We start from the raw sequence: 18,469 nt of genomic DNA, 5'->3' as shown, positions 1-18,469 counted from the left end.
GTTAAACTTACCCAGCCAGCTCGTCCTCCCTTTTCGCATCGCAGTGGTAATTGACAGATGAGAGAGGCGCTAGCTTTGTATAGACCTTTCTCGGCTTGTCCAGAAAGGTCTTTTTTGTACTCATTTGTACAAGTGGAAACGCTCCGGCCGCCCAATGCTCGATAGATCAACGCTCAATGTCAATACCAAAAAGGAGTGAACGCGAGATGCCGATTAAAGTACCCGATAATTTGCCCGCTATGGAAGTGCTGCTGCAGGAAAATATTTTCGTTATGGACGAGAGCCGGGCTTACAGCCAGGATATCCGTCCACTGCGCATCGCTATTTTAAACCTGATGCCGACCAAAGAAACAACGGAAACGCAGCTGCTGCGCTTAATCGGCAATACGCCGCTGCAAGTAGACGTCGTGCTGCTTTATCCAAGTTCGCACACATCCAAGAACACGTCAGAAGAATACCTTAACACGTTTTACAAAACGTTTGATGAAGTTAAACATCTGCGCTTCGACGGTATGATTATTACCGGTGCACCGGTGGAACAACTGGATTTCGAACAGGTCAGCTATTGGGACGAGATCTGTCGGATTTTCGACTGGTCGAAAAAGAACGTCACATCGACTATGCATATCTGTTGGGCTTCGCAGGCTGGGTTGTACCATCACTTCGGCGTTAGCAAGATTCCTCTGCAGGAGAAGTGTTTCGGTGTATTTCCGCATACGCTGAACAAAACCAATGTACAGCTGCTGCGTGGTTTTGACGAATCGTTTTTCGTACCGCATTCCCGTCATACCGACGTGCAAAGAGAAGATATTTTGCGTAATCCTGAATTGGAAATTTTGGCAGAGTCCGAAGAAGCGGGTGTCTACCTTGTCGCTACTCGGGACGGCAGACAGATTTTCGCAACCGGACACTCCGAGTACGATCCGTTATCGCTTAAATGGGAGTATGACCGCGATATCGCCAAAGGATTGGATGTCGCCATTCCGAAAAATTATTTCCCGGGTGATGATCCGACGAAAAAGCCATTGTCCTCCTGGAGAGCGCATGCGAACCTGCTGTTCTCCAATTGGCTGAACTACTACGTATATCAAGAAACCCCTTTTGATCAGGTCAAAGAAGCGGAATTCAGCGACTACGGATCCGGAATCTAATCCAAGCTGCTGTGATACCGGATCGCAGTTTGTTCATTTGGCGCAGTTCCGCACACTTTGGCAGTTCAAGAAGGTGCAGCATCACAGTGTTACTCAAAACCCCATACCCAGCCAGGAGGAATGAACATGAAGGACGACAGACAGCTCAAAATCGAAAGCGCACTGGCGCAGATCGGCTCCCTTGAAGATCCGGCGACAGGCGCGGTCAATTATCCGATCTACCACTCGACCGCTTACCGTCATCCAGGTCTGGGACAGAGCACAGGGTTCGACTATACCCGGACGAAAAATCCAACCCGTACCGTATTGGAAGAGGCTGCGGCCAAGTTGGAATCCGGCGATGCCGGTTTTGCCTGCAGTTCGGGCATGGCGGCTCTGCAGACGCTGTTCGCGCTGTTTGGTCAAGGCGATCATCTGATCGTTTCGCTGGATCTGTACGGTGGCACATACCGGCTGCTGGAGCGGATTCTGTCCAAATTTGGGGTCACCGCCTCCTACGTGGACACCAATGATCTTGAAGCGATTGAGAAGCTGCGTACGCCCAATACAAAAGCCGTATTTATTGAAACGCCGACCAATCCGCTGATGATGATTACGGACATTAAAGCGGTAGCCGATTGGGCCAAGCCGCACGGTATTCTTACCATTGTGGACAATACGCTGCTGACGCCGTTCTTCCAGCGTCCGATTGAGCTGGGAGCGGATATCGTTGTGCATAGTGCAACCAAATATTTGGGCGGACACAATGACGTATTGGCGGGCCTGATCGTAACGAAAGGCAAAGAATTGTCCGAAGAAATGTTCTTCCTGCATAATTCGATCGGTGCTGTGTTAAGCCCAACCGACTCTTATCAGCTTATGCGTGGCATGAAAACGCTGGCTCTGCGCATGGAACGTCATGAGAGCAACGCGCTGGCGGTGGCTCGTTTCCTGCAAAACCATCCACAGATCGAGGCTGTGTATCATCCGGGCCTGTCTGAACATCCGGGATATGATGTTCAGAACCGGCAGTCGAGCGGAAACACCGGCATTTTCTCCTTTAAGGTGAAGGATGCGCGCTGGATCGAGCCGATCTTGCAGAATATCAAATTGATTGCTTTTGCGGAAAGCCTAGGCGGTGTGGAATCGCTGATGACGTATCCGTCGGTACAGACACATGCGGATATTCCGCTGGAGATCCGCGACGCAATCGGTGTAGACGATAAGCTGCTTCGTTTCTCTGTCGGGATTGAGCACATCGATGATCTGATCGCCGATCTGGACGGAGCATTGAAGGCAGCACTGAGCAAGACGGAAGGGGCGGAAGCATAATATGACAACTGGACGCGACGACAAAAACCATCCCGCCGGGAGTGAAGCAAGTCTGGAGACGGGAACAGAGAAGACGGCCCAGCCTCAGGGCCGAACACCGGAACAGGCCGACAAGGCACCTTCACAGCTGCAGACTCCGGAGCAGAGTGCCGAATCGCTTGCAGGTCGTCACTTTGATACCAAGCTGATTCATTTTGGAGCGGAAATCGATCCGGCTACCGGGGCATCCAGCGTACCGATCTACCAGGCATCGACGTTCCATCACTTCAATATTTACGATCCGCCGCAGTATGACTACAGCCGATCCGGCAGTCCGACGCGCCAGGCGCTCGAAGATTATATTTCGCTGCTGGAAGGCGGCGCGGGCGGTTATGCATTCGCGTCGGGTATGGCGGCTATCTCGGCAGCACTGATGATGTTTTCGGCCGGCGATCATCTGATCGTGACTGAAGATGTATACGGCGGTACATATCGGCTGCTGACAACGATCTTAAGCCGGATGCAGATCGAGACGACGTTTGTCGATATGACGGATCTGGAGCAGATCCGTGCAGCGCTGCGTCCGAATACGAGAGGCGTTTACATGGAAACACCTTCCAATCCGACGCTTAAGATTACGGATGTGGGCGCTGTGACAGCTTGGGCTCAAGAACATAATCTGCTGACACTGGTCGACAATACGTTCATGACTCCGTATTATCAGCGGCCGATCGAACAGGGAGTCGACATCGTACTGCACAGCGCGACGAAGTTCCTCGGCGGTCACAGTGACGTGCTGGCGGGTCTTGCGGTTGCCCGGACACCCGAGCTGGCTGCCGAGCTGAAGAAGCTGCAGAACGGTCTGGGTACCGTTCTGGGTCCGCAGGACAGCTGGCTTATGATCCGCGGAATGAAGACGCTTGGGGCCCGAATGGAGCGCAGCGAGATTGGGGCGCGCAGATTGGCGGAGTGGCTCGCAGAACGGGGCGATATTGCATCCGTCTACTACCCAGGTCTGCCGGGACATCCTGGACGGGAAATTCAGGAGAAGCAGTCGACCGGTTATGGAGCGGTTGTGTCATTCGACGTGGGTTCCGAAGAGCGGGCGAAGCGGCTGCTGAATCGGATCAAGCTGCCGCTTGTGGCCGTTAGTCTTGGAGCGGTGGAAAGTATTCTCTCCTATCCGCCAATGATGTCGCATGCGGCGATGCCGCGCGAGGTTCGTCTGGAACGAGGGATTGGAGACGGCCTGCTGCGCTTTTCTGTAGGCTTGGAAAATATCGAAGATCTGATTGCCGATTTGGAGCAGGCGCTGGCCGACTGATTTCGTTCGGCACATGAAGAAACCGGTTCGCTGAAGCGAGCCGGTCTTTTTATTTTTACAGAATGTAGTCGTGTACAAATATTTTATTCTCAATTGAAGTGTGGTAGGATTGAATGTATTGCAGTATCTATCCCAATGTTAACTATTTAAAATAGAGATTTTGCAGTGTACAAGATGAATTCGATTATCTCCATTTGAACCTATTTTCACAAAGGAGGCTGCATGAAATGAGTGCGGTTGACACTATACTGGATAAAGCTTTGCACGGAGGACGGCTGGATGTAGAGGATACGATTGCCCTGTACGAGTCCAACGAGATCGAAAAAATGGGACAAGCTGCAAATCAGCTGATGATGCGCAAAAATCCCGATCCGATTACGACATTCGTAATTGGTCGAAATGTGAATTATACGAATGTATGTGATGTATTCTGCCGCTTCTGCGCTTTTTATCGTCGACCGGGTTCCCCGGAAGGGTATGTACTGCCCGACGAAGTGATCCTGCAAAAAATTCAGGAAACGGAAGATGTAGGCGGTACGGAAATTTTGATGCAGGGCGGGGTCAACCCGGATCTGCCGTTCGAATATTACCTGAACATCCTGCGTAAAATCAAGCAGCATTTCCCGAATATTACAATGCATTCGTTCTCCCCTGCAGAGATTATGAAGATGCAAAAATTGTCGGGAATGTCGATGGAAGATACGATTCGTGCCATTCATGAAGCGGGACTCGATTCCCTGCCGGGCGGTGGCGGAGAGATTCTTGATGACCGTACCCGCCGTAAAATCAGTCGTCTCAAAGGCTCGTGGCGTGATTGGATGGATGTCATGCAGACGGCTCACAAAGTCGGCATGAATACGACCGCAACGATGGTTATCGGGTTCGGCGAATCGTTCGAGGAGAGAGCCCTGCATCTGCTGCGGGTACGCGAAGCCCAGGATGAATGCATCCGGAACGGATACAATTCCGAAGGTTTCTTGGCATTCATCTCATGGACGTTCCAGCCGGACAACACCAATATGAAAGTCGAGAAGCAGACGCCTGAGCAGTATCTTAAAAATGTAGCGATCAGCCGGATCGTACTCGATAATATTAAGCACTTCCAATCTTCGTGGGTAACGATGGGCCCGGAAGTAGGCAAGCTGTCGCTGCAGTACGGATGCGACGATTTCGGCAGCACGATGATGGAAGAAAACGTAGTTTCTGCCGCAGGAACGACGCATAAAGTCAATATCGAGCAGACGCTGGACATTATTCGGGAAGCGGGCAAGACTCCAGCTCAGCGTGATACAAAATACAATATTCTTAAAGTGTTTGACGATAAGAGTTTCAAGGTACAGCGCGACTTTATTATGCAAAACTAGTTAGAAAAGTTGGACCCGACATGAGAGATGTCGGGTCTTTTTATATGCAATATAGAGTCCACTGAAAAAATATCTCACATGGATATTGTCATCTTCCCGCTTTATCCTCTATAATTCGCGATATTAAGATTACATGATGTGAAAAGAAAATTAACTGAATCGGAGGCCCTATGGAAGAATTCGTGAATTGGTTTTCGGGTTTGTTGTGGAGTACGCCGGTTATTTATGTCTGTCTCGGTGTAGGTCTGGTCTTCTCTCTGTTGACTCGGTTCCTACAGGTAAGGCTCGTCAAGGATATGGTTAAGCTGATGTTTAGAGGGAAAAGTTCGGACTCGGGCGTTTCCTCGTTCCAGGCTTTGACAATTGCTCTTTCCGGTCGTGTCGGAACCGGCAATATTGCGGGTGTAGGAACGGCTATTGGATTGGGAGGCCCGGGAGCTGTATTTTGGATGTGGGCGATTGCGTTCATCGGAGCGGCCACAGCCTATATCGAATCGGCGCTGGGTCAGGTTTATAAGGTTAAACAGGACGGCCAGTATCGGGGCGGTCCAGCGTACTACATAGAAAAAGGAATCGGATGGAAATGGTTCGCCGTTATTTTCGCAATTGCTGCGCTTGCCGCAATGAGTCTGTTGATGCCAGGTGTGCAGTCGAACTCGATTGCCGTCGGCATGAAGAATGCATTCGGCATACCGTCCGTCGTTACAGGAATTGTACTCGTCGTTCTGCTTGCAGTTATAATTTTCGGCGGTATCCGGAGTATTGCACGAGTAGCTGAATTTGTTGTACCTTTTATGGCAGTCGGTTATATCTTAATGGCGATCGTCATCATTGGTATGAACCTGTCAGAGATTCCGGACGTACTGGGCCTGATCTTCCGCAGTGCTTTCGCCTCGGATGCCGCATTTGGTGGAATTATCGGTTCGGCAATTGCTTGGGGTGTCAAGCGAGGCATTTACTCAAATGAAGCGGGACAGGGAACAGGACCTCATGCTGCTGCGGCAGCCGAAGTGTCCCATCCTGCCAAACAGGGATTGGTTCAGGCATTCTCGGTCTATATCGATACTTTGTTGGTATGCTCGGCAACGGCCTTTATGATTCTGTTTACGGGAATGTACAACGTAGCCGATACAAATGGCGGATTCATCGTTGAAAACCTGCCCGGTGTCGAAGAAGGAGCAGGGTACACCCAAGCGGCGATCGAGTCGGTCGTTCCGGGATGGGGAGCCGGATTTGTTGCTATTGCACTGTTTTTCTTCGCTTTCACAACAATCATGGCCTACTATTATATCGCCGAGACCAATCTGGCTTATCTGTTCCGAGGAAGAAAGCTGCTCTGGCCCGCGCTGGTCTTGAAGGTAGTGCTGCTAGGTGCAACTTACTACGGAGCGGTCAAAACGGCTTCGATGGCTTGGGCATTGGGAGACATTGGTCTCGGACTCATGGTTTGGCTGAATATTATTGCGATTGTACTGCTTGCCAAGCCTGCGCTTGCCGTCCTGAAGGACTACGAGCAGCAGAAGAAAGCCGGACTTGATCCAATCTTCAATCCGGAGAAACTGGGTATCCGCAATGCGGACATCTGGATGGAAATCAACGGCAAGGAAAGTTCGATTCCTCCCGAGCGTAAGCGTACCGCTCGCTAATTCCGTAGGTTATAAAATCAATAGTTTTCGATTAGAGGTATGGTATATCAAAAGAGGTACGGTATATCAAAAAGTGTATAAAAAAACCGATTCGGCTGATGCCGAATCGGTTTTTTTATACGATCATAAAGATTATGTGCAGAAGCTCTTTCGAAAGTGTGGTCTTGAAATCGGCATCTTGATGAAGGTACGGGACTTCGTTCAAAGCATTTAGTCGGCCTGAATGACAGCAGGTTCTGTCTTAATCGCTTTTTCGAAAAATTCGAGCACTGCCCGATACACTTTCATCTCATTTTCTTTCTTCGAGAATCCGTGTCCTTCGTCTTCTAGCACGATATATTCGACGTCTGCGCCCTTATCTTTCAGCGCTTTGACAATCTGATCGGATTCGGCTTTTACGACGCGAGGGTCGTTGGCGCCCTGAATGACAAGCATAGGCTTCGTCATACCGTCCAGATAGGTAATCGGGGAGTAAGCGGTCAACTTTTCCTTGTCTTTGACCGGATCACCAACCCATTGGTTCATGATCGGCTTCCAATGTTCCGGTACCGATTCGATAAACGAGAAAAGATCGCTCGGGCCGAAGATGTCGACCACAGCTTTAAAGTAGTCGGCATGGCGTCCGTGCAGCAGAAGAGCCATATAGCCGCCGAAGCTTCCGCCCATCAGCAGCAGCTTATCGCGGTCGGCATATCCGTTCTCTACAATCCAGTCGAGTCCTGCGGTATTGTCCAGACGCGGGCCATCGCCCCAGTCGCCTTCAACGCGCTTGCAGAAAGAAAGACCGTATCCGGTCGATCCGCGGAAGTTAGGCGCAAAAATGTTGAAGCCGCGGTTGACAAGGAATTGGAACAGCGAGCGGAAAGCAAGTCTCTCGGCTGCTTGAGGTCCGCCATGCGGCCACAAAATCGTATGTCCGTTGGACGATTCCTCGGAAGCTCGGAAGAACAAAGCTTCAATTTCCAGGCCGTCGAAAGACGGATACGTCACGACTTCCGGGCGAACAAGCTCTTCCTCCGCAATCCCCGGAACGCCGTAATTGGTGCAGCATGTCCATTCCTCGGCAAGGCGTTCTTTTTTGAAAATGTTGGTTGGGCTGACTGCACTTCGTCCAAGCACATACAAACTTCCGCTTTCGCCCAGCTTCAGCGAGGTAATGACATCAACCGGAAGCGCAACGCCGCCCATTGAACTGGACTCCAAATCATAAGTATACAGATAATCCGAAACGCCTTTGCTTGCCGTAAGGTACAGTTGGCCGTGTTCTTTGTCATGGATAATGGACGTAAAGTCCACGCCTTCAAGCTCCAGCAGTTTTGTTTTCGTTTCGGTTTTGACATCGAATTTGGCCAGGTACGAGAAGTCACCGCCTGCCGTAGTCAAGAAATACAGTTCGTGTTCGCCTGTAAAAACGGAATCGGAAACGGTATACTCGCCTTCAGCTTCCGGATCAAGAGAAACATGTTTGTCGCCGAAACAGAGAAACCCCGGGGTATGCGTATTAGCAAACTGTTTAATATATACAAGATAGTCTTCTGTGGGGCTGATATCGATCAGATAAACGGGCGCATCGCCGGAACCCTGCAGGACGGACACTTCCTGGCCTGTCGCAAGATCGCAGCAGAGTGCACTGAGGTAGGTCTGATCTTCTTTGGTCGACGTATAATAAAGACGCTTGCCGTCCTCCGACAAAATAGGATGCATATGCCGATGTCCTTCTTTTACACACAGCGGAAGCAGTTCGCCTCCCCGCGGCTGAAGGGCATACAGCTGCGAATTTTCGTCGCCATCCCGATCGAATCCCACTACGAGAAAACGGCCGCGTTTGTCATATTTGATCGCATGACAATTTTGTCCGTTAAAGGTAAGCGGATACGGAAAAACGTTAGGAAGATCCATTGCCCACAAATCGAACTTGCCGCTCAGGTTGGTGCTGAACACAAGCTGATCTTCGTCCGGGCTTACCGCGAAATCCTGAATCGCAAATGTACGGAAGAACTGCTCGACATCGGGTTTTTTGAACGATAGCATGGAATCCTCCTTGTGTCGGCTTATTGCCGGTTGTTGGGTTATACAGGACGTGCACCATACAATATTCGTCATCCACATCCAAAACCCTTCCAATTTGGGTATAAGAAAGAAGAAATTCTATTTAAAACAGATGAATTAATGGACAGGGAGGATGAGAGAAATGGTTAAAAAAATGGAGCTGACACCTATAGATATCATCGCGTTCGACCTGGACGGTACGCTGATCGATACATCGGAGGCGATGCTGGATGTGTATCACCGAGTATTTGAAGAAGCGATTGAGAATGGAGATGCGGAGGAGCAGCCTTCCAAAGAAAATATTTATGCGACCTTTGGTATGATCGGCGATGAAGCATGGAAGACGGTTGCACCTGATATGCCCGAAGAAAAGCATGATTTTTATAAACAGCGACACTCCGATCTGTTAAGTGAACAGATGGGCAAAGCATCTTTTGCACTGCCCGGCATACCGAAGATGCTTCAAGAATTGTGCCAAACCTATGAGTTGGCTACTGCCAGCAACTGTGGAGAAAAATATCTGGGCAGCGTGCTGGCACAAGATGGCTTGGGCGACTGCATCACATACAAGCTGTGTGCAGGTACGATAACAGCTTCGCGGAAAAGCGAGGTGCTGAACGAACTCAAACGACAAGGCGAGGGCAAAAGAATTGTGATGGTCGGTGACCGAAAATCGGACGTCGAAGCTGCAAAGGAAGCGGGAATTCCCGTTATCGGGGTACGTTCGGAGTTTGCCGAACCCGGGGAGCTGGATGAGGCGGATGCGGTAATCGACCGGATTACCGATCTGCCGAAGCTTCTGAACCGGTAAGTGGAATAGCTCGCTGTCCGAGTATCTTGACGAGTGCTCGAAGCGCCTTTATAATAAACAGCAGCAAAAGCGACGACGAAGACATGAGTACACGGCACACGGCACCGCTCCAGAGAGAGGGAACAATGGCTGCAATTTCCTCCGGACCGTCCTGTATTTACCCCTTCCGAGCTGCGCTCTCGAACCCCGAACCGGGAAGTTGACGATCAATCGATCGCATCCTTTTTCACAGTACGGACAGTAGAGATCGCCGGAACCGCACTTCCGTTATTGATGTGCTCAACGAGGGCTTATCGTCCCGCCTCAGCTTAATCGGCTGTTCAGCGGACCGAAGCCGAATCAGGGTGGAACCACGGGTATAACACTCGTCCCTTCGCGGGACGGGTGTTTTTTGCGTTCGTTTCGCAGCTTATTTTCTCAAATTTGAAGGAGGAATTTTCATCATGGCTATTTCTATCAGTCTGCCGGACGGTTCCGTTCGGGAATACGCAGACGGCAGCACAATTGCGGATGTTGCCGCATCGATCAGCAGCAGTCTCAGAAAAAATGCACTTGCGGGCAAACAGAACGGGATCGTTGTCGACCTGGACACGAAACTCGAAAACGGCGCGGTTATCGAAATCGTCATGCCGGGTTCGCCCGAAGGCCTTGAAGTGGTTCGCCACAGTACGGCGCACTTGACTGCGCAGGCAGTACGCCGTTTGTTCGGTACGAAAGAAGTCAAGCTGGGCATCGGTCCGGTCATTGAAGAAGGGTTCTATTACGATATGGACCTTGAGCACGGTCTCAACCCGGAAGATCTGCAGAAGATCGAGAAGGAAATGGAGCGCATCGTAAACGAGAATCTGCCGATTACCCGCCGTGAAGTGAGCCGTGAAGAAGCTCTTAAAATCTTTGGCGAACTAGGCGATCCGTATAAACTCGAATTGATCAACGATCTGCCGGAAGATTCGAATATCACAATTTATGATCAGGGCGAATTCTTCGATCTCTGCCGCGGGCCTCACGTGCCTTCGACCGGCAAGCTCAAAGTATTCAAACTGTTGAGCGTAGCCGGTGCTTACTGGCGCGGAGACAGCAAAAACAAGATGCTGCAGCGCATCTACGGTACAGCGTTCTTCAAGAAAGCCGAACTGGACGAGCATCTGCACTTCCTGGAAGAAGCGAAAAAGCGCGATCACCGCAAGCTCGGCAAAGATCTGAAAATGTTCACCTTCAGCAATCTGGTCGGACAGGGTCTGCCGATCTGGCTGCCGAACGGTGCCAAGCTGCGTCGTACGCTGGAGCGCTATATTGTCGATCTGGAAGAAAAACTCGGCTATCAGCACGTGTACACACCGGTGATGGGTAACGTGGAGCTGTACAAAACTTCCGGTCACTGGGAACACTATCAGGAAGACATGTTTCCGCCGATGGAATTGGACAACGAATCGCTTGTACTGCGTCCAATGAACTGTCCGCACCATATGATGGTGTACAAGAGCGATATGCACAGCTACCGCGAGCTGCCGATTCGTATTGCGGAACTGGGTCTGATGCACCGTTACGAAATGTCCGGCGCGCTGACCGGCTTCCACCGGGTGCGTGCAATGACGCTGAACGATGCGCATATTTTCTGCCGTCCGGATCAGATCAAGGAAGAATTCGGCCGCGTCGTGAAGCTGATTGCCAAAGTCTACGAAGACTTCGGCATCGAAAGCTACCGCTTCCGTCTGTCTTACCGCGATCCGCAGGATACAGAAAAGTACTTCCAGAACGATGAAATGTGGGAAATGTCCCAGCGCATGCTGCGCGAAGTTGTCGAAGAGCTCGATCTGCCGTTCTACGAAGCGGAAGGCGAAGCGGCATTCTATGGACCGAAGCTCGACGTACAGATCAAGACCGCATTGGGCAAAGAAGAGACGCTGTCGACTGCGCAGCTCGACTTCCTGCTTCCAGAGCGCTTTGAACTGGAATACGTCGGCGATGACGGTCAGAAGCATCGTCCGGTCGTTATTCACCGGGGCATTATCAGCACAATGGAGCGCTTCACAGCATTCCTGCTCGAGAACTTTGCGGGCAATCTGCCTCTATGGCTGGCGCCGATGCAGGCCAAAATCATTCCGGTATCGGGCAACTACAGTGAGTATGCCGAGCAGGTAGCGGATAAACTGAGAGAAGCCGGTATTCGCGTCGAAACCGACGTGCGCAACGAAAAGTTGGGTTATAAGATTCGTGAAGCACAGCTTGAAAAATCGCCGTACATGTTCGTTGTCGGCGAGAACGAGAAAGAAGCCGGTGCCGTATCTGTCCGCAAGCGCGGCGAAGGCGACCTCGGAGCCAAGCCGCTGGACGAAGTGATCGCGCTGCTTCAGGAAGAGATTCGCACGCGCAAGATCTAATATCCGTTTAACTCAAACTTTGTTACATGTACAATTTGTTTGAATGCACAATAGAAGGCCGTTCCTTAGGGAGCGGCCTTTGTTGTGCTTGTTTTTCTTATACACTTCAAGTCTTTCTCAGCCCCGGGCCTGAGTCGTCTCGGGCGGCAGGCTGTCCGAAGGTTCGCTCCGAAGCAGGAAAAGTAAATCAATCCCGCGCCGCTTAAGCTCCTTTTCTTTTTCACCCATACTGAAAAAAACGAAGAGGAGGAGCGGATTATGAAACGCAATCGGAAAATGAAGAGACTGCTTAAGGAAGCCTATGGACGATTATTCGGTCGAAAAGGAAGGCAGGAGCAAAGCGTGGCCGCTTATCTCAGCCAAGAGAATGAGCGGAAAAGCATTCAAGAACTCTGGAGAGGAATAAATGAAGAATGGGCGCTGAGTTTTATGAAGGCACGTGTGTAACACCGAATCGGAGTAAACGTCTCGGTCTGGAGACCGAGACGAGTTTCATTCCCGCGCCGCTTCTGTCCGTATATCGTTTCCTTTACACTGAATTCAAGAGTGAAGGAACATTCCGAACTGCCGAATCGGCAGGATCCGGCCCACATAGAAGGAGGAACACACAATGAAGAAGAGCGGAGCGTTATGGCTGATCGCGATTGGCGGGTTCTTTTTGGCTTATCAGCTTGGGTATATCAGCTACAGCATTGGGGATTTAATTCGCACATTCTGGCCGATGATCTTGATTCTTGTCGGTCTTCAGCAGCTGATGGGAATGAAAAAGCACAGCTCGAGTGCAGTAGGGAACTTGATTCTGGTAGCAATCGGCGGATACTTTCAAGCCCGTAATCTGGGAATGATTATGCTGAGCCCAGGCGAATTTTTCAAATTTCTTATTCCTGCGGGACTGATTGCCACCGGCATTTACGTATTGGTGAAGCCGAGAAAATCTCCTGGATATCCGTCGGCAGAGCGTGAACTTCCCGAAGAGTTCTATGGCAAAGACGGATCGGTCAGAAATCGTCCGCCTGGGCCTCCGATGCCGCCGTCTCCAATTGAACCGCTGGAATCGCCGCTTGACCGCATGTTTGTGGATCTGGATAAGACAGACGCAGAAAAAGAGAAAAACCGCACCCGTGCAGCCGCGCAGGAGGGCGGCAGTGAGAAGATGGAGTCGGATGCCCGGCACGCATTTGGCAGCGATTCGAAAAATGGAGCCGAATTTCAAAAAATCGGAAGTATGGCCCGCGAGATCGGTAAGCAAACTGCGGATCAAGTGAGAAAAATCGATTTTTCACGAATCGCGGACGAAGTTAAGAACGAAGTAGGCAGCGCGATGAACGATTTCAGATCATCGATGAAGCAGGAAGACGGCAAACGTCATAAGTCTCGCAAAAACGGAATTTCTCTAGAAAAAGATTATTTTGAGGAAGAATTTTCAGAAAGAGGAAGGTTTTACGATAGCTGTGACGAAGATAGCAGATACGGATTCGGCAGTTATGACCGTGAAGAAATGAGAAAAGCCCGGGAAAAAGCGGACAAAGGCAAAAAGGAAAAAACGGTCAACGAGTCGAGTTTTATCGGAGATTATTACATTGGTAAAGACTACTTCCGGCTTAAACCGCTTAATGTTTCCCATTTTATCGGAGATACGGTTATCGATTTGACCAAGGCTCAGATTCCTTACGGAACAACGAAAATCGACGTATCCTGTTTTATCGGCGATATTGTCATCTATATGCCGAACGATCCGGAAGTAGGGGTCAAAGTACAGAGCAGCTCATTTATTGGAGACCACAATGTGCTGGGACACACACGCGGCGGAATGGGCAGTGGCGTAAACGAAACTTACAACTATGAAGATTGTGCAAAGCGAATCAAGATTTCGGTCAGCTCCTTCATCGCCGACATCAACGTCAATATTGTAGGATAAAGGCGGGCGCTTATGGGAAACTTATTGAAAAACACAAAGTGGGAACTGTTGTTTTACTTCCTGCTGAGCGGCGGGATTCTCGCCGCTTTGTTGTATTGGTCCAGCCTATACGGATTTGTACAGGTATTTCCTCGGCAAATCTGGCTGTTCTATCTTCTGGCCTCGGTACTGGTGGCGGTTATAACCGGTTATATAGCCGGTCAGCGCATTCAGCGGCGGATCGATGTGCTGCATTACAGTATGCTGCAGGTATCGCAGGGCAACTTGTCGCTTCGTTTGGGCGATACGGAAGATCAGTCGTTCGCCCGGGTCTACCGGGAGTTTAACGTAATGATGGATTCGATCGAGAATAAAACCAAACTGCTGCAAAAATTGGGCGAAAATGAGGCGGTCGGCAAAGAACAGCTTATCGAAAGCGCTGTGCGCGAAGAACGCCGCCGAATGGCACGCGACCTGCATGATTCGGTCAGCCAGCAGATGTTCGCCATTCATATGTCTGCCGCTTCGCTTCCCAAAGTGTTGGAACGCAATCCGGCTGCCGCAGAACCGGTTATGCAGCAGTTGATTCAAATGTCCAATTTGGCCCAGCGGCAGATGCGGGCGCTGATTACCCAGCTTCGTCCGGTCGAATTGGAAGGAACAGAGCTTCCCGAAGCATTGGATCGTTGGTTTCCTGATTACTGCATACAGAACGGATTGAAGGGAGTACAGGATGTCGAACTGTGTGACGAGTTGTCCGAAGCGATCGAGCAGCAGCTGTTCCTCATCGTTCAGGAAGCAATGGCCAATATCGTCAAACATGCTCAAGCAAGCATGGTCAGTCTATCACTCCGGGAAAATGAACGGCAGGTGCTTCTGTCGATCAGCGACGACGGCAGAGGCTTTTCCGGCGGCGCACCCCAGAAGCAGGGTTCGTACGGCTTGATGACGATGCGCGAGCGGGCAGAGAAGCTTGGCGGCAGAGCAGAGATTCTCTCCAAGCCGGGCGCGGGGACGACAGTCCGGATACATATTCCAAAATTCACAGAAGGAAAGGCAGTGGAAGAGAATGGACAAAATCAAAATTCTGCTGGCGGACGATCACGACATGGTGAGGATGGGGTTGAAAACCTATCTGATGCTGGAGCCCGGGTTTGAAGTGATTGGAGAAGCGGCCAATGGACGCGAAGTGATCGAGCGGCTTCGCATTACATCTGCGGAAGGCGGAGACCTACCGGATCTGATTCTGATGGATCTGATGATGCCCGAAATGAACGGTACCGAGTCGACTCGTCTTGTCGTATCGGAGTTTCCGGGTATTCGGGTTGTCATGCTTACCAGTTTCCTCGAAGACAAGCTGGTGATGGAAGCGATCGAAGCGGGAGCAGTCAGCTATGTATTGAAGACAGTAACGGCAGAAGAATTGATCTATGCGCTGAAAGGTGCTTATCGCGGTATGCCGGTCATGACTGGTGATGTCTCGCAAGCGCTGACGCGGGGTATCCGCCAGCGGACCGTCGAAGCCGACTCGTCGCCGCTGACCGAACGTGAGAAAGAAGTGCTGCTGCTGATCGCCGAAGGGATGGGCAACAAAGAAATCGGCGAAGAGCTGCATATCAGCATTAAAACGGTCAAGACGCATGTCAGTAACCTGCTCATGAAGTGCGAGTTGGAGGATCGGACACAGCTGGCAATCTATGCGCATCGACAGGGTATGGCCCGTTCGTAGTCTCTTACATAAGTTCATAAGTAAGATTGGCGTTTGAAGCCTTTTCCATGCGAAAAGGCTTTTTGGCATGTCTGCAGCAGATCATGGGTAATCTTTTAACCTATAAATTTCTTTTTCTTATCTATCTTTATGCCTCTTTTAATGTGTAATTAAGGTTGCTGCGCGAAAATAACTACAGAAGCAAACGACACTTCCCAATAAATTCCGGAAAGATTAACGTTCGGAAGTGCAGCTTAATCGGATGTACAAATCAAATTTACGTTATTGGGCGCAGCCCGAAAGCGAGGAGGAAAATAGAGATGGATGAAAAGAAATACGGAAATGGTTTCGACGAAAACAATGCAGCAGATAACAAGGGTACCCATGATCGCAGCGAGCACCGAGACGGAGCTTCCTCCGAGCAGACGGGCAATCGCCCAGACAGCTCATCCTATTATTACTCATACGGGCCTTTCCAGTCGGTTGGTGCATCCGATCCGGAAGCCGAAAAAGTACAAGATGTTGAAGTTACGTCTCCAATCGCTGTACGCGGTTATGATTCGTCCACTTCGTCGAGCGGCCTCGGAGGATCTGCTTCGAACAGCCAAAGCGGCGGCAATTGGAATTATAACCAGAAGCCGAAATCTTCGTTCAAACATGCGCTGACTTCATTTGCAGCCGGTGCACTTGGTGCAATTGTGATTACAGGTTCGGTATTCACAGCCGGACATGCCGGGTGGTTATCGAGCGACGAGGCATCTGCTGTGCAGCCGGCCGCCCCATCCAACAATTCAGGGAACACGGGCGGAGTCTCCACGGCAGCCTATACGATAGACTCGTCCAAAGATATCGCGGAAGTGGTAAACCAAGCCAGCCCGTCAGTTGTGAAGATCGAAACACTCTCCAAAGGCAGCTCATCCAGCAGCCGAGGCAATTCGACTTATAATGATCCGTTCTTCCAGTACTTCTATGGCGGTTCGCAAGGAGATAGCGAGAATGAAGGGAATAGCGGCTCGGGCTCTTCTTCGGATCAGTTGACGCCGCTTGGACTGGGAACAGGATTTATTTTTGACAAAGAAGGTTATATTCTGACCAACAATCACGTTGTCGAAGGCGGAGACGTCATCCAGGTTACGATGGACGGTACGACCAAGCCTTATGAAGCGGAACTGCTCGGTCATAGCGCCGACCTTGACCTGGCGGTTCTGAAAATCAAAAGCACCGACGGCAGCGACTTCCCTTATATTTCGCTTGGAGACTCTGATAATATGGCGATCGGAAACTGGGTCGTTGCTATTGGGAATCCGGAAGGCTTTGAGCATACGGTAACGACTGGTGTCCTCAGTGCCAAGGAACGCGAAATTTCGATCGCCGATCAAACAACGGGTCAAGCGACCGAATATAAGCATCTGCTTCAGACCGACGCTTCCATCAATCCCGGCAACTCCGGTGGCCCGCTGCTGAATCTGAACGGCGAAGTCATCGGTATGAATACGGCTGTCAGCACGGAAGCACAGGGAATCGGTTTCGCGATCTCCTCGAATACGATCAAGAATGTAGTGGAACAGCTGAAAAATAACGAAGAAATTCCGAAGGAAGCCGTTCCGTTTATCGGAGCCAGCTTGACGACAATGTCGGACAGCATTGCACAGCAGATGGGAGTCGACACGAAGGAAGGCTCTCTTGTCAGCAATGTGCTGTACGGATCTCCTGCTTATAAAGCCGATCTGCGCAGCTACGATATCATTACAGGAATTAACGGTACACCTTATGCATCAAGTCAAGAGTTGATTGAAGCGATTCAGGCATTCAAAGTCGGCGATACCATTACGCTGAACGTTGTGCGCAACAATCAAAAAGTAGACCTTAAAGTGACGATCGGCGATCGGAATGAGTATGAGAATTCGGATGCGGCCAAGCAGAACAATAACAGCCAGAACAATAACGGATTCATCAACCCGTTCGGCGGTCAATAATTCCCGCTGCCGGGGAAAGGCGAAAAACATGCCACAGGCGGGAGGGTCATTCCTTCCCGTCTTTGCTTTTTGCTCTTTTCTGTCTTTTGAACGAAACGGGATGCGAAGGCGAACAAACGTTGTTACAATAAGAAAAAAGAACGTAGAGGGGAACGAGGAAGATATGCGATCCAATATTTTGGTAGTGGACGATGACGAAAAAATCATTTCTATGCTGCGCAGGGGCTTGGCTTTCGAAGGCTACGAGGTACATACGGCGCCCAACGGAGCGGAAGGACTGAGATTGATGCGGACCACCGATCCCGATCTGCTTGTCCTGGACGTTATGATGCCTGAAGTGGATGGTTTCGAAGTGGTACGCAGACTGCGTGAAGCAGGCAGCGGAGTTCCGGTGCTGATGCTTACCGCCAAGGACGAACTGGAAAATCGGGTCAAAGGACTGGATTTGGGCGCAGACGATTACTTGGTCAAGCCTTTTGCATTAGAAGAATTGCTGGCCCGAGTGCGTGCACTGCTGCGTCGCAAGACGGACACCGTACGTGATGACGACGGAGAGCGGCTTAGCTTCGATGATCTGGTTATGAATGTAGATTCACGCGAGGTCACGAGGGAGGGACAGCGCATCGAACTGACGGCCAAGGAGTTCGAGCTGCTGCATCTCTTTATGCTCAATCCGAGACGGGTGTTGTCCCGCGATCTGATTATGGATAAAATTTGGGGTTATGACTACAGCGGCGAATCGAACGTATTGGAAGTCTACGTCGCGATGCTGCGGCAGAAGACCGAGGAATACGGCGGGAAACGTTTGATTCAGACGATACGCGGCGCCGGCTACATCTTAAGAAGCGATTCCTAAAAGGGGGCAGCCCTCT

The 18,469-nt window shown here is 50.6% G+C and carries 14 protein-coding genes; 13 read left to right on the top strand and 1 reads right to left on the bottom strand.

What is annotated here, in order from left to right; all coding sequences use genetic code 11:
• Nucleotides 1-206: 206 nt before the first annotated feature.
• The 5 genes from metA (at nucleotide 207) to F456_RS0102340 (ending at nucleotide 6,775) form a co-directional block, all read left to right on the top strand.
• A complete protein-coding gene (metA, locus tag F456_RS0102360; RefSeq protein WP_018975402.1) occupies nucleotides 207-1,151 on the top strand; it encodes a homoserine O-acetyltransferase MetA in 945 nt (314 codons plus the stop codon).
• 126 nt (nucleotides 1,152-1,277) lie between these two features.
• Complete coding sequence (locus F456_RS0102355) at nucleotides 1,278-2,462, top strand: aminotransferase class I/II-fold pyridoxal phosphate-dependent enzyme (protein WP_018975401.1); 1,185 nt, start codon at nucleotides 1,278-1,280, stop codon at nucleotides 2,460-2,462.
• 1 nt (nucleotide 2,463) lies between these two features.
• Nucleotides 2,464-3,765, top strand: coding sequence for a trans-sulfuration enzyme family protein (locus F456_RS0102350; RefSeq protein ID WP_018975400.1), 1,302 nt, complete (start codon nucleotides 2,464-2,466; stop codon nucleotides 3,763-3,765).
• A 227-nt stretch (nucleotides 3,766-3,992) separates the two neighbouring features.
• Entirely contained in the window at nucleotides 3,993-5,129 is a 1,137-nt protein-coding gene (gene mqnC / locus F456_RS0102345; protein ID WP_018975399.1) for a cyclic dehypoxanthinyl futalosine synthase, read from the top strand.
• Between the two features lie 170 nt (nucleotides 5,130-5,299).
• A complete protein-coding gene (locus F456_RS0102340) occupies nucleotides 5,300-6,775 on the top strand; it encodes an alanine/glycine:cation symporter family protein (protein WP_018975398.1) in 1,476 nt (491 codons plus the stop codon).
• Nucleotides 6,776-6,985: 210 nt separating this feature from the next.
• Here F456_RS0102340 and F456_RS0102330 read toward each other — a convergent pair whose 3' ends face one another.
• Entirely contained in the window at nucleotides 6,986-8,806 is a 1,821-nt protein-coding gene (locus tag F456_RS0102330) for a S9 family peptidase (RefSeq protein ID WP_018975396.1), read from the bottom strand.
• Nucleotides 8,807-8,966: 160 nt separating this feature from the next.
• Here F456_RS0102330 and F456_RS23400 point away from each other — a divergent pair, with 160 nt between their 5' ends.
• From F456_RS23400 to F456_RS0102290, 8 genes are all read left to right on the top strand, one after another.
• Nucleotides 8,967-9,635, top strand: a complete 669-nt coding sequence (locus F456_RS23400; protein ID WP_018975395.1) for an HAD family hydrolase — start codon at nucleotides 8,967-8,969, stop codon at nucleotides 9,633-9,635.
• A 443-nt stretch (nucleotides 9,636-10,078) separates the two neighbouring features.
• Nucleotides 10,079-12,016: a threonine--tRNA ligase gene (gene thrS, locus F456_RS0102320; RefSeq protein ID WP_018975394.1), complete on the top strand. Its 1,938-nt coding sequence runs from the start codon at nucleotides 10,079-10,081 to the stop codon at nucleotides 12,014-12,016.
• A 258-nt stretch (nucleotides 12,017-12,274) separates the two neighbouring features.
• On the top strand, nucleotides 12,275-12,463 hold the full coding sequence (locus tag F456_RS0102315) for a hypothetical protein (protein ID WP_018975393.1): 189 nt from the start codon (nucleotides 12,275-12,277) through the stop codon (nucleotides 12,461-12,463).
• A gap of 163 nt (nucleotides 12,464-12,626) precedes the next feature.
• Nucleotides 12,627-13,934, top strand: a complete 1,308-nt coding sequence (liaF, locus tag F456_RS23395) for a cell wall-active antibiotics response protein LiaF (protein WP_018975392.1) — start codon at nucleotides 12,627-12,629, stop codon at nucleotides 13,932-13,934.
• A 12-nt stretch (nucleotides 13,935-13,946) separates the two neighbouring features.
• On the top strand, nucleotides 13,947-15,071 hold the full coding sequence (locus F456_RS0102305; protein ID WP_018975391.1) for a sensor histidine kinase: 1,125 nt from the start codon (nucleotides 13,947-13,949) through the stop codon (nucleotides 15,069-15,071).
• Entirely contained in the window at nucleotides 14,983-15,642 is a 660-nt protein-coding gene (locus F456_RS0102300) for a response regulator (RefSeq protein ID WP_026293596.1), read from the top strand. The genes F456_RS0102305 and F456_RS0102300 overlap by 89 nt, the downstream gene beginning before the upstream one ends.
• Nucleotides 15,643-15,941: 299 nt before the next feature.
• A complete protein-coding gene (locus F456_RS0102295; RefSeq protein WP_018975389.1) occupies nucleotides 15,942-17,597 on the top strand; it encodes a S1C family serine protease in 1,656 nt (551 codons plus the stop codon).
• Between the two features lie 163 nt (nucleotides 17,598-17,760).
• A complete protein-coding gene (locus F456_RS0102290; RefSeq protein WP_018975388.1) occupies nucleotides 17,761-18,453 on the top strand; it encodes a response regulator transcription factor in 693 nt (230 codons plus the stop codon).
• Nucleotides 18,454-18,469: the final 16 nt, after the last annotated feature.

The sequence above is a fragment of the Saccharibacillus kuerlensis DSM 22868 genome, assembly GCF_000378145.1.
Classification (GTDB): Bacteria; Bacillota; Bacilli; order Paenibacillales; family Paenibacillaceae; genus Saccharibacillus; species Saccharibacillus kuerlensis.
This window is presented reverse-complemented; position numbering and strand designations above follow the sequence as displayed.

What these genes read in the sequence shown, in the direction of transcription:
- metA (WP_018975402.1), top strand. Translation starts at nt 207, where the DNA reads ATGCCGATTAAAGTACCCGATAATTTGCCCGCTATGGAAGTGCTGCTG.
- F456_RS0102315 (WP_018975393.1), top strand. Translation starts at nt 12,275, where the DNA reads ATGAAACGCAATCGGAAAATGAAGAGACTGCTTAAGGAAGCCTATGGA.
- F456_RS0102355 (WP_018975401.1), top strand. Translation starts at nt 1,278, where the DNA reads ATGAAGGACGACAGACAGCTCAAAATCGAAAGCGCACTGGCGCAGATC.
- F456_RS23400 (WP_018975395.1), top strand. Translation starts at nt 8,967, where the DNA reads ATGGTTAAAAAAATGGAGCTGACACCTATAGATATCATCGCGTTCGAC.
- mqnC (WP_018975399.1), top strand. Translation starts at nt 3,993, where the DNA reads ATGAGTGCGGTTGACACTATACTGGATAAAGCTTTGCACGGAGGACGG.
- F456_RS0102295 (WP_018975389.1), top strand. Translation starts at nt 15,942, where the DNA reads ATGGATGAAAAGAAATACGGAAATGGTTTCGACGAAAACAATGCAGCA.
- F456_RS0102290 (WP_018975388.1), top strand. Translation starts at nt 17,761, where the DNA reads ATGCGATCCAATATTTTGGTAGTGGACGATGACGAAAAAATCATTTCT.
- F456_RS0102330 (WP_018975396.1), bottom strand. Translation starts at nt 8,806, where the DNA reads ATGCTATCGTTCAAAAAACCCGATGTCGAGCAGTTCTTCCGTACATTT.
- liaF (WP_018975392.1), top strand. Translation starts at nt 12,627, where the DNA reads ATGAAGAAGAGCGGAGCGTTATGGCTGATCGCGATTGGCGGGTTCTTT.
- thrS (WP_018975394.1), top strand. Translation starts at nt 10,079, where the DNA reads ATGGCTATTTCTATCAGTCTGCCGGACGGTTCCGTTCGGGAATACGCA.
- F456_RS0102340 (WP_018975398.1), top strand. Translation starts at nt 5,300, where the DNA reads ATGGAAGAATTCGTGAATTGGTTTTCGGGTTTGTTGTGGAGTACGCCG.
- F456_RS0102300 (WP_026293596.1), top strand. Translation starts at nt 14,983, where the DNA reads ATGGACAAAATCAAAATTCTGCTGGCGGACGATCACGACATGGTGAGG.
- F456_RS0102305 (WP_018975391.1), top strand. Translation starts at nt 13,947, where the DNA reads ATGGGAAACTTATTGAAAAACACAAAGTGGGAACTGTTGTTTTACTTC.
- F456_RS0102350 (WP_018975400.1), top strand. Translation starts at nt 2,464, where the DNA reads ATGACAACTGGACGCGACGACAAAAACCATCCCGCCGGGAGTGAAGCA.